Origin of the sequence: Paraburkholderia sp. BL6669N2 (assembly GCF_003387275.1) — a bacterium.
In the GTDB taxonomy this organism is placed as follows: domain Bacteria; phylum Pseudomonadota; class Gammaproteobacteria; order Burkholderiales; family Burkholderiaceae; genus Paraburkholderia.
The window spans coordinates 4214549-4228587 of the sequence record NZ_QUNA01000001.1; the positions used below are offsets into that span (position 1 = coordinate 4214549).

At 62.4% G+C, this 14039-nt stretch carries 14 protein-coding genes; 6 read left to right on the forward strand and 8 right to left on the reverse strand.

Features of this window, described 5'->3' with window-relative positions; genetic code table 11:
• Positions 1-6: 6 nt before the first annotated feature.
• Positions 7-414 (forward strand): RNA-binding S4 domain-containing protein, encoded by a 408-nt coding sequence (locus B0G80_RS19160; protein ID WP_116119014.1) that lies wholly within the window; start codon positions 7-9, stop codon positions 412-414.
• Here B0G80_RS19160 and B0G80_RS45915 read toward each other — a convergent pair.
• Positions 386-547 (reverse strand): hypothetical protein, encoded by a 162-nt coding sequence (locus B0G80_RS45915; protein ID WP_012431795.1) that lies wholly within the window; start codon positions 545-547, stop codon positions 386-388. The two genes, B0G80_RS19160 and B0G80_RS45915, sit on opposite strands and share 29 nt — an antisense overlap.
• A 391-nt stretch (positions 548-938) precedes the next feature.
• On the opposite strand from B0G80_RS45915, the gene grpE reads away from it, so the two are divergent.
• From grpE to pabB, 5 genes are all read left to right on the forward strand, one after another.
• The gene (grpE, locus tag B0G80_RS19165; RefSeq protein WP_106284490.1) at positions 939-1523 is read left to right on the forward strand and encodes a nucleotide exchange factor GrpE; all 585 of its coding nucleotides are present in this window, start codon (positions 939-941) and stop codon (positions 1521-1523) included.
• A gap of 45 nt (positions 1524-1568) precedes the next feature.
• A complete protein-coding gene (locus B0G80_RS45300; protein ID WP_147309876.1) occupies positions 1569-1859 on the forward strand; it encodes a hypothetical protein in 291 nt (96 codons plus the stop codon).
• A 143-nt stretch (positions 1860-2002) separates the two neighbouring features.
• Positions 2003-3955, forward strand: a complete 1953-nt coding sequence (gene dnaK / locus B0G80_RS19170) for a molecular chaperone DnaK (protein WP_106284489.1) — start codon at positions 2003-2005, stop codon at positions 3953-3955.
• A gap of 277 nt (positions 3956-4232) precedes the next feature.
• Positions 4233-5375: a molecular chaperone DnaJ gene (dnaJ, locus tag B0G80_RS19175; protein ID WP_116119015.1), complete on the forward strand. Its 1143-nt coding sequence runs from the start codon at positions 4233-4235 to the stop codon at positions 5373-5375.
• 25 nt (positions 5376-5400) lie between these two features.
• Positions 5401-7317, forward strand: a complete 1917-nt coding sequence (gene pabB / locus B0G80_RS19180; RefSeq protein WP_116119016.1) for an aminodeoxychorismate synthase component I — start codon at positions 5401-5403, stop codon at positions 7315-7317.
• A 340-nt stretch (positions 7318-7657) separates the two neighbouring features.
• Here the strand turns inward: pabB and panB are convergent, their stop codons facing one another.
• The 7 genes from panB to B0G80_RS19215 form a co-directional block, all read right to left on the reverse strand.
• A complete protein-coding gene (gene panB, locus B0G80_RS19185) occupies positions 7658-8473 on the reverse strand; it encodes a 3-methyl-2-oxobutanoate hydroxymethyltransferase (RefSeq protein ID WP_106284486.1) in 816 nt (271 codons plus the stop codon).
• A 39-nt stretch (positions 8474-8512) separates the two neighbouring features.
• Positions 8513-9193 carry a deoxynucleoside kinase gene (locus B0G80_RS19190; RefSeq protein ID WP_116119017.1) on the reverse strand — a complete coding sequence of 227 codons (681 nt, stop codon included), beginning with the start codon at positions 9191-9193 and terminating at the stop codon, positions 8513-8515.
• Positions 9190-9738 carry a 2-amino-4-hydroxy-6-hydroxymethyldihydropteridine diphosphokinase gene (gene folK, locus B0G80_RS19195; protein ID WP_106284484.1) on the reverse strand — a complete coding sequence of 183 codons (549 nt, stop codon included), beginning with the start codon at positions 9736-9738 and terminating at the stop codon, positions 9190-9192. Before folK ends, B0G80_RS19190 begins: the two co-directional genes overlap by 4 nt.
• A 48-nt stretch (positions 9739-9786) precedes the next feature.
• Complete coding sequence (pcnB, locus tag B0G80_RS19200) at positions 9787-11376, reverse strand: polynucleotide adenylyltransferase PcnB (protein WP_116119018.1); 1590 nt, start codon at positions 11374-11376, stop codon at positions 9787-9789.
• Positions 11373-12059 carry an HAD family phosphatase gene (locus B0G80_RS19205; RefSeq protein WP_106284482.1) on the reverse strand — a complete coding sequence of 229 codons (687 nt, stop codon included), beginning with the start codon at positions 12057-12059 and terminating at the stop codon, positions 11373-11375. Before B0G80_RS19205 ends, pcnB begins: the two co-directional genes overlap by 4 nt.
• On the reverse strand, positions 12052-12822 hold the full coding sequence (hda, locus tag B0G80_RS19210) for a DnaA regulatory inactivator Hda (RefSeq protein ID WP_106284481.1): 771 nt from the start codon (positions 12820-12822) through the stop codon (positions 12052-12054). Before hda ends, B0G80_RS19205 begins: the two co-directional genes overlap by 8 nt.
• 72 nt (positions 12823-12894) lie before the next feature.
• Positions 12895-13971, reverse strand: a complete 1077-nt coding sequence (locus B0G80_RS19215; RefSeq protein WP_106284480.1) for an AI-2E family transporter — start codon at positions 13969-13971, stop codon at positions 12895-12897.
• Positions 13972-14039: the final 68 nt, after the last annotated feature.

Below are 14039 nucleotides of genomic sequence, written 5' to 3' on the forward strand. Positions count from 1 at the left end.
AGGCTCATGAACTACAGCATTGAAACTGACGCGGGCGCGAAGCTGCGCATCGACAAATGGCTTTGGGCGGCGCGCTTCTTCAAGACGCGCTCGCTCGCGGCGGACGCTGTCGAAAAAGGACACGTGCGCATTGGCGGTGCCGCCGTCAAGCCGGCTAAAGACGTGCGGGTCGGCGACCTGGTCGAGATCGAGATCGAGCGGATTGTCTGGCAGGTGGAAGTGCTGGGCGTGTGCGACGTGCGAGGCCCGGCGAGCGTCGCGCAAACGCTTTATGCGGAAACCGAGGAGAGCAAGGTGAAGCGGCAGGTCGAACAGGAGCGGCGCAAGACGTATCGCGAACCGGCGGCCGCCTTGCACGGCCGGCCGACTAAACGCGACAGGCGCACTATCGACAAACTTTCAGGTGGGGGTTGAACAGCTGTTCCATGGTCGCGTGCACGCCGCCGTATTCGGTAGTGTGGTCGTTGACGGCCCCGGACATGCAGATGGTCGTGGTGCCCGCAATCAGAACCAATGCGACCACCGAGATTGCAAAGGTCAGTTTCACGGTACTCCCCTCAGGAAGGTTCAGGATAAAGACGGGCGAATCAGGTGGGAATTGCAATAAATCGGAAAGGTTGACGTCAGATTAGGGTTAACGCGTCTTTTCCGATGCTTTAATGGAGCATAGGCCACTTGCCGATCGCACTCAATCTCAATCTGATTGCGCAGCAAAAATGGTTGTAACGGGGCATTTCCGCCACTCATCCCTGGTGCGAAAAGATCCGGGAGAACCGCTTGAAATGGTTGTTCCCGGCCTCATCTGCCGTTTTGATTTGCGGTGACTCGCGAAGTTGTCTGTCGCGATTTTGCAACGCACAAACCGCGCCAGGTTTGATGTGTTGCCTGCCACCGCTGGCTTTTACCTCGCTTTCACCCATTTAACGACTTTCAGCGACATGGAAAACACGCAAGAGAACCCGACGAGCCAGAATCCCACGCCCGCCGACGAAACCGCGCGCCAGGCCGCCGAGGCCGCAGCACCCCAGCAGGAAGCGGCGGCCAACGCCGCGACCGACTCGCCGGTCAATGCAGAGCAGACGGCCCTGGCCGAAGCTGAAGCGAAGATCGCCGAGTTGCAGGAGAGTTTCCTGCGGGCCAAGGCTGAGACCGAAAACGTCCGCCGCCGCGCTCAGGAAGACGTCGCCAAGGCGCACAAGTTTGCTATCGAGAGCTTCGCTGAGCATCTGCTGCCGGTGATCGACAGTCTCGAGGCAGCGGTCGCCCACTCGTCCGACGATCTGCAGAAGGTGCGCGAAGGCGTCGAACTCACGCTGCGTCAGCTCACCGGCGCGCTCGAGAAGGGCCGCGTCGTCGCCCTGAATCCGGTCGGCGAGAAGTTCGACCCGCACCGTCATCAGGCCATTTCCATGGTGCCGGCCGAGCAGGAGCCGAACACCGTGGTGGCCGTGCTGCAGAAGGGCTTCGTGATTGCCGATCGCGTACTGCGTCCGGCGCTCGTGACCGTCGCAGCACCGAAGTAAACGCCACAGGGCGAGGCAAGCCGTTTCGTCCGGCAGGTGGCCGCCATGGCTGACCTTCCCGTCGATGCTACCGCGCTCGGCCTCAATGGTGTCGCAGCAACGTTTGACGGGCATCCCGACCCGGGTCGGCGCTTCATTGTGCAAGGCATGCCAACGGGGTTCTTCTACCGCAGCAAGCGGCTCGACTGGCGAGGCCTTGAGGCTCAAGGAATTCGTAGTCGCGTTTCGCGGCCGCACCAGAGAAGTTTCGGGCGGGCAAAACGGCCGACGCCACGAGCGTCGCTCAGGCCGATGGAACAAATTTGGGCAAAAGTTCGCCCAATTGAAAAAAATTAAAGACCGCATCGTAAAAGAGGTCTTGAAAACGATGCGGACGCACTTATGTTGAGTGCAGGTATGAATTGAGAGCGGATCGCCTTACCGCAAGCAGGGCAAACAAGGCGATTCCCGCAGCGATCAAAGTTAGGAGATTGGAAAAAATGGGCAAAATCATCGGCATCGACCTCGGCACGACCAACTCGTGTGTGGCGATCATGGAAGGCAATTCGGTCAAGGTGATCGAGAACTCGGAAGGCGCGCGCACCACGCCGTCGATCATCGCTTACATGGAAGACGGCGAGATTCTCGTCGGCGCGCCTGCGAAGCGTCAGTCGGTCACGAACCCGAAGAACACGCTGTACGCGGTCAAGCGCCTGATCGGCCGCCGCTTCGAAGAAAAAGAAGTTCAGAAAGACATAGCGCTGATGCCGTACAAGATCATGAAAGCCGATAACGGCGACGCATGGATCGAAGTGCGCGACCAGAAGCTCGCGCCGCCGCAAATCTCGGCGGAAACGCTGCGCAAGATGAAGAAGACCGCTGAAGATTATCTCGGCGAGCCGGTCACCGAAGCCGTGATCACGGTTCCCGCGTACTTCAACGACAGCCAGCGTCAGGCTACCAAAGATGCGGGCCGCATCGCCGGTCTGGAAGTGAAGCGGATCATCAACGAACCGACCGCAGCCGCTCTGGCATTCGGTCTGGACAAGGCCGAAAAGGGCGACCGCAAGATCGCGGTGTATGACTTGGGCGGCGGTACGTTCGACGTGTCGATCATTGAAATCGCTGACGTCGACGGTGAAATGCAGTTCGAAGTGCTCTCCACGAACGGCGATACGTTCCTGGGCGGCGAAGACTTCGACCAGCGCATCATCGATTACATCATTGCCGAGTTCAAGAAGGAACAAGGCGTCGATCTGTCGAAAGACGTGCTCGCGCTGCAACGCCTGAAGGAATCGGCTGAAAAGGCGAAGATCGAACTGTCGTCGAGCCAGCAAACCGAAATCAACCTGCCGTACATCACGGCCGACGCGTCGGGTCCGAAGCACTTGAACCTGAAAATCACGCGCGCCAAGCTGGAAGCGCTGGTTGAAGAACTGATCGAACGCACGATCGAGCCGTGCCGCGTGGCGATCAAGGACGCGGGCGTGAAGGTCGGCGAAATCGATGACGTGATTCTGGTCGGCGGTATGACTCGCATGCCGAAGGTGCAGGAAAAGGTCAAGGAGTTCTTCGGCAAGGATCCGCGCCGTGACGTGAACCCGGACGAAGCCGTGGCCGTGGGCGCCGCGATTCAAGGTCAGGTTCTGTCGGGCGACCGTAAAGACGTTCTGCTGCTCGACGTGACCCCGCTGTCGCTCGGCATCGAAACGCTCGGCGGCGTGATGACGAAGATGATCAACAAGAACACCACGATCCCGACCAAGCACGCACAGGTCTACTCGACGGCTGACGACAACCAGGGCGCCGTGACGATCAAGGTGTTCCAGGGCGAACGCGAAATGGCGGCCGGCAACAAGCTGCTGGGCGAGTTCAATCTGGAAGGCATTCCGCCGGCGCCGCGCGGCACGCCGCAGATCGAAGTGAGCTTCGACATCGACGCGAACGGCATTCTGCACGTCGGCGCGAAAGACAAGGCGACCGGCAAGGAAAACCGCATCACGATCAAGGCGAACTCGGGTCTGTCCGAAGCCGAAATCGAGAAGATGGTGAAGGACGCCGAAGCGAACGCTGAAGAAGACCACAAGCTGCGTGAACTGGCCGATGCCCGCAACCAGGGCGACGCGCTGGTCCACAGCACGAAGAAGGCGCTCACCGAATACGGCGACAAGCTGGAAGCTGCCGAGAAGGAAAAGATCGAAGCCGCGCTGAAGGATCTCGAAGAAACGCTGAAGAGCGGTTCGAGCGACAAGGCCGCGATCGAAGCCAAGATCGAAGTGGTTGCCACCGCCTCGCAGAAGATGGGCGAGAAGATGTACGCCGACATGCAGGCCGCGCAAGGCGCGGAAGCGGCGGCAGCGGGCGCGGCAGGCGCGGGCGCAACGGCTGGTGGCGCAAGCCAGCAGCAGGACGACGTGGTCGACGCCGAGTTCAAGGAAGTCAAGAAAGACTAAAGCCAGGTCGTCTTTCGACCGTAAAGCCGCACACAGCCTTGTGTGCGGCCCGGCTGCACCGAGACTGCGCCTGCTTTGTCTAACTGCGGGACAGCAAACGTGCAAGAGCGGTTATCTCGCCTGGCGAGCCTTTTAGGCTCTCCGGGCACATTTGTTTTATGGAGGGCGTTGTTTTGAGCCGCATTCAGGCGGCGTGAAACAGCGGCCGGACGAGTCGTGAGACTCCAGCATTCAAGAGGAGCCACCGTGCGCATTGCGCGAGTGGCGTTGAACCGATATGGCGAAACGGGATTACTACGAGGTTCTGGGCGTCGCAAAGAACGCGAGCGACGACGAAATCAAGAAGGCTTATCGCAAGCTGGCGATGAAGCACCACCCCGACCGCAATCCGGGCAACAAGGATGCGGAAGGGCATTTCAAAGAGGTGAAGGAAGCCTATGAAATGCTCTCGGACTCGCAAAAGCGTGCCGCGTACGATCAGTACGGCCACGCGGGCGTCGATCCGAACATGGGCGGTGCCGGGGCGCAAGGCTTCGGCGGTTTTGCCGACGCATTCGGCGATATTTTTGGCGACATCTTCGGCCAGGCGGCCGGTGGCGCCGCACGCGGCGGCGGCGGCCGCGCCGGTCCGCAGGTGTATCGCGGCGCCGACTTGCGCTACAGCATGGAAATCACGCTGGAGCAGGCCGCGCACGGCTACGACACGCAGATTCGCGTGCCAAGCTGGGTCTCGTGCGAAATCTGCCACGGTTCGGGCGCCAAGCCCGGCACCAAGCCGGAAACCTGCCCGACCTGCAGCGGTTCGGGTTCGGTGCGGATGTCGCAGGGCTTTTTCAGCATTCAGCAAACCTGCCCGAAGTGTCACGGCACCGGCACCTACATTCCTGACCCGTGCGCGCACTGCCACGGCGCGGGCAAGGTGAAGGAAACCAAGACGCTGGAAGTGAAGATCCCGGCAGGGATCGACGACGGCATGCGGATCCGCTCCGCCGGCAACGGCGAGCCGGGTATCAACGGCGGTCCGTCGGGCGATCTGTACGTCGAGATTCACATCAAGCAGCACTCGGTGTTCGAACGCGACGGCGACGATCTGCATTGCCAGATGCCGATTCCGTTCACCACCGCGGCGCTCGGCGGCGAAATCGAAGTGCCGACGCTGGCGGGCCGCGCCAGCTTTACCGTGCCGGAAGGCACGCAGTCGGGCAAGACGTTCCGTCTGCGTGGCAAGGGCATCAAGGGGCTGCGTTCGAGCATTGCCGGCGATCTGTACGTGCACGTGCAAGTCGAAACGCCGGTCAAACTCACCGAGCCGCAGCGCGATCTACTCGAGCAATTTGAAAAGGCGCTGGTCGAGGGCGGCTCGCGGCATAGCCCGCAAAGCAAGAGCTGGTTCGACCGGGTGAAGAGCTTCTTCGATTAACGGCGGTTTGAAGTCGGCGGTAGGTATGACGGCAGATGAGTGCGGCGCGGTTTTCGCGTTGCTCGACGATTGCGACGCCACGGCGGCGCGCCGTTCGAGTCGTCTGTACACGGGTTTTGTGCATGAACGGGTATGTGCGAACGCCGCACAGCTCGAAGCCGTGTGCGAAACCGTGGCCGCCGAGACGCAGCGTGGTTTGCATGCCGTCGTGCTCGCCGACTATGAGTTCGGCCGGAATCTTCTCGACTCGGAAGCACACCGGTCTCTGAAAACGCAGCGTGGCGATGCCACGCTGCGTTTTTTATTGTTCGAACGTTGCGAGAAGCTCAGTCGTGAAGAGGTCGACGCGTGGCTCATGGCGCGCGATGAAGGCGCGGCCGAGCCGTCGGTGGCGGGTACGGCCAACGTGCGCGCAAGCGTCGACCCCGAGCAGTTCAACGCTGCGATCGACGCGATTCACGCGGCCCTGCGCGCCGGCGATTCCTATCAGGTCAACTACACGTATCGGCTCGGCTTCGATGTATTCGGCTCGCCGGCCGCGCTCTATCGGCGGTTGAGGGCGCGTCAGCCGGTGCCGTTTGGCGCGCTGATCTCGCTGCCTGACGACCGGTGGGTGCTGTCGTGCTCACCGGAACTCTTCATCGAAAAGCACGGCGCGATGTTGCGTGCGCGGCCGATGAAAGGCACCGCCCCGCGCTCGGACGATCCCGCGGCGGACCGGCGCGCTGCGGAATTCCTCGGCAACGATCCGAAGAATCGCGCCGAAAACGTGATGATCGTCGATCTGTTGCGCAATGATCTGTCGCGGGTGGCGCAGACGGGTTCGGTAAAGGTGCCGGCGCTGTTCTCGGTCGAGCCGTATGCGTCGGTGTGGCAAATGACCTCGACGGTGGAGGCGACGCTCAAGTCCGCCACGTCGTTCGCTCAGATACTGCGCGCGCTGTTCCCTTGCGGCTCGATCACCGGGGCGCCGAAGCATCGCACGATGCAGTTGATTGATGAACTCGAGGGCACGCCGCGCGGGCTCTATACCGGCGCGATTGGTTGGCTGGACGGGCCTTCAGCGGCTACCAGCAAAACTGACGCAGCCGCGTCTCAAGCAAACCAGTCCGACTGCGGCGACTTCTGCCTGTCCGTCGCGATTCGCACGCTGACGTTGAGCCCGTCGAAGCAAACCAGCCAACTGAAAGGCAAGATGGGCGTCGGCGCGGGCATCGTGCTCGACAGCGTCCCCGCCGACGAATACGCGGAGTGCCAATTGAAGGCCAGCTTTCTGACCGGCGCCGAGCCGGGCTTCGAGCTATTCGAAACGATGTATGCGACGCGCGAAGAGGGCGTTCGGCATCTGTCGCGCCATCTCGCGCGACTCTCGTCGAGCGCCGCGACGCTCGGCTTCAAACTCGACGACACAAACGTCATTGGCGCGGAGATCGCGGCGAAGTGCGCCTCGCTACCCGGGCACACACCGCATCGCATGCGGCTTGCGCTGAGCAAAAACGGCACGATCCAGATCACGGCCGCGGTGTTGACGCCGTTAGCCGGATCGACCGTCGGCGTGCTGCTCGGACCCGATCACGGATTCCCGGCAACCGATGCCGCCGACCCGCTGCTGCTCCACAAAACCACGCGCCGCGCCGACTACGATCGCGGCTGGCGCGAAGCCGAAGCAAGGGGCGCATTCGACACGCTTTTCTTCAACGCGCAAGGCGAGTTGACCGAAGGTGGCCGCTCGAATGTGTTTGTGAAACTGGCTGGACGCTGGTGGACGCCGTCGCTTGCGTCGGGCGTGCTGCCCGGCGTGATGCGCGGCGTTCTGCTCGATGACGCTTCGGAGCTACAGGCGGGCGAACGTGTGCTGACACGGACCGATCTGCAAAATGCCGAAGCGCTAATGGTGTGCAATGCACTGCGAGGCGCAGTTCCGGCGCGAATCGTGGACTGATAGAGGCGAGAGCGCGAAGCCGCTAACGGCGACAAACAAAACGCGGCGTAGGCCGCAGGCCGCGCCTCAACTATGAAATACACGCAACAACCGAGACATCAAGACGCTCAACCGCGCGTGCCAAGCGGATTCGCGCACGTCATGCGGCACGGTGGCGTGGTCGCGGATTCCCGCGACGTCGATCAGACAAAAAGGGCTCATGGTGGTCTCTCCTCGGCTCGCGGCCAAGCCGCATAAACAGGAAGACGAAGATAGACCACCGGCTTTGCATGCGATATCGGAGAGGTCTCAAAACGGGCACGAAGATGCCCGTTCTACCGCATTCTCTATCGCTTGAAATTCAGAAAGTGTGCTCCGGGCCGGGAAACGAACCATCCTTCACCGCCGCCACATAGGCTTCCACAGCCGCCAGAATACTCGGCTGCCCTTGCATGAAATCCTTCACGAAGCGCGGCCGTTTGCCGGGGAAAATGCCCAGCATGTCGTGCAGCACCAGCACCTGACCCGAGCAATCCAGGCCCGCGCCGATGCCGATCGTCGGAATACGCAATTGCTTCGTGACATCGCTTGCGAGCAGTGTCGGAATCGCTTCCATCACGATCAATTGCGCGCCGGCCTGCTGCACGGCGAGCGAGTCGCGCATCAACTGCGTAGCGCCCGCTTCGGTTTTGCCTTGCACCTTGAAGCCGCCGAACGCATGCACGGATTGCGGCGTCAGACCGACGTGCGCGCACACGGGAATCGAGCGCTCCACCAGGAAGCGCACCGTGTCCGCGAGCCATTCGCCGCCCTCGAGCTTCACCATCTGCGCGCCGGCGCGCATCAACTCCACCGAGCTTCTAAACGCGTCTTCCCGCGTGCCGTAGGAGCCGAACGGCAAGTCGGCCACGATCAGCGCCGCGGGCCGCGCGCGCGCCACGCTAGCCGTGTGGTACGCGATGTCGGCGAGCGCCACGGGCAGCGTGGTGGTCTGGCCTTGCAGCACATTGCCGAGCGAATCGCCGATCAACAGCACGTCGACGCCCGCGCGATCCAGCAGCGCGGCGAAGCTCGCGTCGTAGCAGGTGAGCATGGCGATTTTTTCGCCGGCATCGCGCATTGCCTGCAGTTTCGGCACGGTGACGGCGTTCCGGCTCGCTTCCTGCAAATAGGTCATGGGGTCAATCCGTTGAGAAAAGAGAGTTGGCCGCGCCGCTTACAGCGACGTGCCTTTGACAAAGAATTCCTTGCGGCCGCGCATGGTTTCGATGCGTTCGGCGAGTAGCGCAAGGTCCGCGTCCGAGTCGAGCGGATTCAGGTGTTCGGCGTTGACCGTCAGCACCGGCGTGCGGTCGTAGTGATAGAAAAACTCGTTGTAAGCGTCGCACAGGGCGTGCAGATACGCGTCGGAAATCTGCAGTTCCATGGGCACCGCGCGCTTCTGGATGCGCGCGAACAGCACTTCCGGGCTCGCCTGCAGATAGACCACGAAGTCTGGAGCCGGCGCGCTGACATCGATCCGCGCAGCGAGCGCGCGATACAACTGCCACTCGTCTTCCTGCAGCGTCAGACGCGCGAAGATATCGTTCTTCTGCGTCATGAAATCGGCGACCAGCGGCGTGCCCGATACGTGCGCCGCGCTCACGTCCTGAGCTTGCTGCGCGCGCTGCAAGGCGAAGTGCAATTGCGTGGGCAACGCGTACCGCGCGGTGTCGCGATAAAAGCGTTCGAGAAAGGGATTGTCCTGCGGGCGTTCGAACAGTTCCTGCATCGACCAGCGTTGCGCGAGGCGTCGTGCGAGGGAGGTCTTGCCGACGCCGATCGGGCCTTCGATCGCGAGATAGCCGAACGGAGGCCGCAGTTGCGGCGCGGTGACGGTGAGCGGCGTTGAATTCATTCGCAACGGCCTTTAGGAGCGGTGCTCTTGCCTGCGACCAATGCATTGAGCATGGGACACTGGCAAGGTCCTTTCACTTTCTCGATGCGCTGATCGCTCACACGGCTGAGCAGCGCTTCCGCGCGGCCGTGTTGCGGGATCACGAGTGCGGGATCGATCTCGACGAGCGGCACCAGCGCGAATGCGCGTTCGATCAAACGCGGGTGCGGCACGATCAGATCGGCTTCGTCAATCGATTGATCGCCGAACAGCAGGATGTCCAGGTCGAGCGTGCGCGGCGCATTGCGAAACGGCCGCTCGCGGCCGAACTGATGCTCGATCTTGTGGCAGAGCGCAAGCAGATGCCGCACGGGGAGCGTCGTCTCGATCTGCACGACGCAGTTGAAATAATCGTCGCCGCCCGCGTCGATCGGGGCAGTGCGATACAGGCTCGACTTGGCGAGCACGGTGATGGTGTGCTGTTGTGCGAGGCACACCACCGCGTCTTTCAGGGTCTGGCGCGCGTCCCCGAGATTCGCGCCGAGGCCGAGATAAGCAACCGTCATGGCATAACTTCCTGCAACTATCGTTCGACGGCAACAGCGAACGCCATATCAGTCTTCGTGCGAGCCGTCATGGCCTGCGTCGTCGGCTGTGCGTTCGGCTGGCGTGCCGCCCTCCAATCCGTCCCCCGGCTTGCGGTTTCTACCGCTACTGCTGCGCCGCCGTCGTTTTCTGGGGCTTCGGTCCTTCCCGCCTTGCGTGAGCAATGCCTCACGCGCGGCGATGTCTCCTTCTATGAACTCCGTCCACCACGCACCGACCGACTCATCGAGTTCGCCCGATTCGCAGCGCAACAGGAGGAAATCATACCCCGCTCTAAATCTTTGGTGTTCCAGCAGCTTCAGCGCACTTCTTCCCGAGCGTTTTTCGAGGCGCAGCTGCAGGCCCCAGATCTCGCGCATATCCGACGAGAAGCGCTTGTGGATCGCGAGTTTCTCCGTTTGCATGTCGAGGACGTCGTCCATCGCGCGATGCAGTGCGGGCACCGGATATTCGCCGTTCGCTTCAAATTTTTGCCAGCGCTGCTGTACGTCGTGCCACAACAGCGTAGCGAACAGGAAGCCCGGCGAAACCGGCTTGCCGGCGCGCACGCGGGCATCCGTATTGTTCAGCGCGAGCGTGATGAATTTTTCGCCGATGGGCTGCTCCAGCACCACGTCGAGCAAGGGCAGCAGGCCGTGATGCAGGCCTTCCTGACGCAGGCGTTTCAAGCACGCGAGCGCATGGCCCGACAGCATCAGCTTGAGCATCTCGTCGAACAGACGCGCGGCGGGCACGTTGTTGATCAGATCGGCCATGTTGGCGATCGGCTCGCGGGTGCTGTCCTCGATCTCGAAGTCGAGCTTCGCGGCAAAACGCACCACGCGCAGCATGCGCACCGGATCTTCGCGATAACGCGTGGCCGGGTCGCCGATCATGCGCAGCAGACGCGCGCGCATGTCGGCCATGCCGTTGTGATAGTCCAGCACGGTTTGCGTGGCCGGATCGTAATACATCGCGTTGATCGTGAAGTCGCGGCGCGTGGCGTCTTCGTGCTGCTCGCCCCACACGTTGTCGCGCAGCACGCGGCCGCTTGCGTCCACCGCGTGGGTGCGGCGGTCGAGTTCGTCGCGCTTCAGGCGGCGCGCCGGAGGCGCGTCGGCCGCGGGCGGATCGACCAGCGCGCGGAATGTCGAAGTCTCGATGATTTCCTGGCCGAACTGCACGTGCACGATCTGAAACCGCCGGCCGATGATGCGCGCGCGGCGGAACAGCTTTTGCACCTGTTCGGGCGTGGCGTCCGTGGCGACGTCGAAGTCTTTCGGCTTGATGCCGAGCAGCAGATCGCGCACCGCGCCACCGACGATGAACGCGCGGTGCCCCGCCTGTTGCAGACCTTCGGTCACGCGAATCGCGTTCCTCGAGATCAGCGCCTGGTCGATGCCGTGCACGTCGTGCGGAATGATGACCGGCACGTCCGGATCGCGCACGGTTTTCACGGGCGCGGCGGAGCGAGCGGGCTTGCGGCGCGCTTTACTCGCGCTCGACGTTGTGCGCGCCGGGGCGCTGCCGGTTTCGTCTGCTTCGGCTTCGGCGGGCAGGCTCTCGTCAGCGGGCGCTGAATCCTGGCCGAATAGTTTGCGGATAAATTTTTTGATCACGAGGGTTGGAAGAGTTCGAGGATGCGCCAGCCTTTGGCCTGCGCATGGGCGCGCAATGTGTCGTCGGGATTCGTAGCGATTGGGTCGGTGACTTTTTCGAGCAGCGGAATGTCGTTGTGCGAGTCGCTATAGAAAAAGCTGTGCTCGAAGTCGCTCCACGTCTTGCCGAGCGAGGCGAGCCACGCTTCGGTGCGCACGATCTTGCCTTCCTTGTAGCTGGGCGTGCCGGTGGGGCGGCCGGTGTATGGCGAATGCCGCTCGCCGTCGACGGTTTCCGCTTCGCAGGCGATCAGCGTGTCGACGCCGAATGCCTGAGCGATCGGGCGGGTGATGAATTCGTTGGTGGCGGTCACCACGCAGCACAGGTCGCCGGCTTCGCGGTGCTGCTTCACCAGTTCCAGCGCGACGGGAAAAATGGCCGGCTTGATGACTTCGTGCATGTACTGCGCGTGAAAGTCGGCGAGTTGCGCGCGCGTGTACTTCGACAGCGGCGTGAGCATCGCGATCAGATAGGCGTGAATGTCGAGCTTGCCGGCTTTGTAGTCGGCGAAAAAGCGGTCGTTTTCACGGGCGAAATTTTCGGCGTCGACCATGCCGTGTTTCACCATGAAGCGGCCCCATTCGTGGTCGCTGTCGGTGGGGATGAGCGTGTGGTCGAGATCGAAGAGTGCGAGGTTAGCCATGGGGGCCTATTTTACTTGAAGCGGCGGACGACGCGGATGAGGCCGCCGAGCTCGGCCCGGCGCGCCGTTCTTCGACGTCGGGCGAAGCGAGCATGGTACGCAATAGCGGCAGCGTGACCGCGCGTTTCTGTTCGAGCGAGAAGCGGTCGAGCGCGTCGAGCAGCGCCATCAGACTGGGCATGTCGCGCCGAAAATGCGTGAGCAGGTAGGCCGGCACGTCGTCGGCCAGCATGATGCCGCGCTCGCGCGCCGCGTGTTTGAGCACCGCGGCCTTGCCTTCGTCCGGCAGCGGCGCGAGATGGAACACGAGGCCCCAGCCGAGGCGCGTGCGCAAATCCTCGCGCACCGTCATGCCGATCGGCGGCGCGTTGCCCGCGGCGACCAATGCGCTGGTGGGATGCGCGCGCACTTCGTTGAACAGGTTGAAGACGGCGATCTGCTGCGCGGCCGAAAGGCCGTCGCAATCGTCGATCGCATAGAGCGCGACGCGCGGGTCGAAGCTGAACGCGGCGAGGCTGCTTTGCGGACCGGCGAAACGCGCGTGCCCCGGCGACGCTTCGTGCACGAGCGCCTGCAGCAGGTGCGTGCGGCCACTGCCGGACTCGCCCCACAGGTAGAACGTGCGATCGGCGACCGGGCCGGCTGCGAGCGCGTTCTCGAGCTCGCGCAGGCGCGTGACCAGCTCGGCGTTGGCGCCGGCGAAGAAATTGTCGAATGTCGATGGCGGCGGGGTGCCGAGATCGAGCGTCAGTTGACGAAGCACAGTAGGTGAATGCCGAAAAGGAGGCTTGGGCCGCAAATGGCCGTATGACGGGCCGAAATAGTCAAGGAGCAGTCAGTTGTTATAAAGCGTGCTCGTCAGATAACTTTGCCGCAACTCGCGCACGGCGACCGACAGAATCGCGCTGACCGGTAACGCCAGCAATACACCGAAAAAGCCGAACAGCTGCCCGAACGCGAGCAACGCGAAAATCACCGCGAGCGGGTGCAGTCCAATCCGTTCGCCCACCAGCCGCGGCGTGAGAAAAAAGCTCTCCAGGATCTGGCCGACGCCGTAAATCAGCGCGACCGCGCCGAAGCCGTACCAGTCGCCGAATTGCAGCAGTGCCGCGAGCAGCGCGAGTGCAAGGCCGGTTGCAAAACCGATGTACGGGATGAACACCGCGAGTCCCGTAAAAATACCGACCGGCAACGCGATCTCGAAGCGCGCAATGGTCAGCGCCACCGCGTAAAACACCGCCAGCACGCCCATCACGAGTAACTGGCCACGCAGGTATTGCGACAGCATCTGATCCATGTCACGCGCCAGTTGCAGCGTCTTGTCGAGCCAGCGGCGCGGCACGACAACCTGCGCACGCGCGAGCATGCGGTTCCAGTCGTACAGCAGATAGAACAGCACGAGCGGCACCAGCACCACGTTGCCGACCACCGTCATCATCAGGTTGCTGCTCGTGCGGATGTAGGTCCACGCGTAAACCGCAACGGTTTGCGCGCTGCCTTCCAGTTGCCCCATGACGAGATCGCGCAGACTGGCGAAATCGAGCGAATCGGCGAGTCCCAGCATGGCCAGCTTGGGTTGCAGCCAGGCGTTCACGTGTGCAAAGAATACAGGCACCTGTTGTTTGAGCTGCGGCGCTTCTTTCTGGATGACCGCCAGAACCAGCAGCACGAGCAGCGTCATCACGAGCGTGAACAGCAGCATCATCAGCAAGGCGGCCAGACCGCGCGGCACGCGCCGCCGCACCATCCACGCCACGCCCGGCTGCAGAATGTACGCGAGAATCGCGCCGAGCAGAAATGGCGTGAGAACCGGACTCAGCAGCCAGAGCAAAATGCCGACGCCGAGCGCGATAGCCAGCCAGATAAAGGCGCGGCGCTGAACAGGCGTCAGTATCGAAGAGTTCTCTTGCAAGGTTTGTTTCCCAGGTGTCGTCGCGACCGGATCAGTGAGGGTGATGCAAATTCCAGCCAGTCGGCCGG

What these genes read in the sequence shown, in the direction of transcription:
- B0G80_RS19160 (WP_116119014.1), top strand. Translation starts at nt 7, where the DNA reads ATGAACTACAGCATTGAAACTGACGCGGGCGCGAAGCTGCGCATCGAC.
- grpE (WP_106284490.1), top strand. Translation starts at nt 939, where the DNA reads ATGGAAAACACGCAAGAGAACCCGACGAGCCAGAATCCCACGCCCGCC.
- B0G80_RS45300 (WP_147309876.1), top strand. Translation starts at nt 1,569, where the DNA reads ATGGCTGACCTTCCCGTCGATGCTACCGCGCTCGGCCTCAATGGTGTC.
- dnaK (WP_106284489.1), top strand. Translation starts at nt 2,003, where the DNA reads ATGGGCAAAATCATCGGCATCGACCTCGGCACGACCAACTCGTGTGTG.
- dnaJ (WP_116119015.1), top strand. Translation starts at nt 4,233, where the DNA reads ATGGCGAAACGGGATTACTACGAGGTTCTGGGCGTCGCAAAGAACGCG.
- pabB (WP_116119016.1), top strand. Translation starts at nt 5,401, where the DNA reads ATGACGGCAGATGAGTGCGGCGCGGTTTTCGCGTTGCTCGACGATTGC.
- panB (WP_106284486.1), bottom strand. Translation starts at nt 8,473, where the DNA reads ATGACCTATTTGCAGGAAGCGAGCCGGAACGCCGTCACCGTGCCGAAA.
- B0G80_RS19190 (WP_116119017.1), bottom strand. Translation starts at nt 9,193, where the DNA reads ATGAATTCAACGCCGCTCACCGTCACCGCGCCGCAACTGCGGCCTCCG.
- folK (WP_106284484.1), bottom strand. Translation starts at nt 9,738, where the DNA reads ATGACGGTTGCTTATCTCGGCCTCGGCGCGAATCTCGGGGACGCGCGC.
- B0G80_RS19205 (WP_106284482.1), bottom strand. Translation starts at nt 12,059, where the DNA reads ATGGCTAACCTCGCACTCTTCGATCTCGACCACACGCTCATCCCCACC.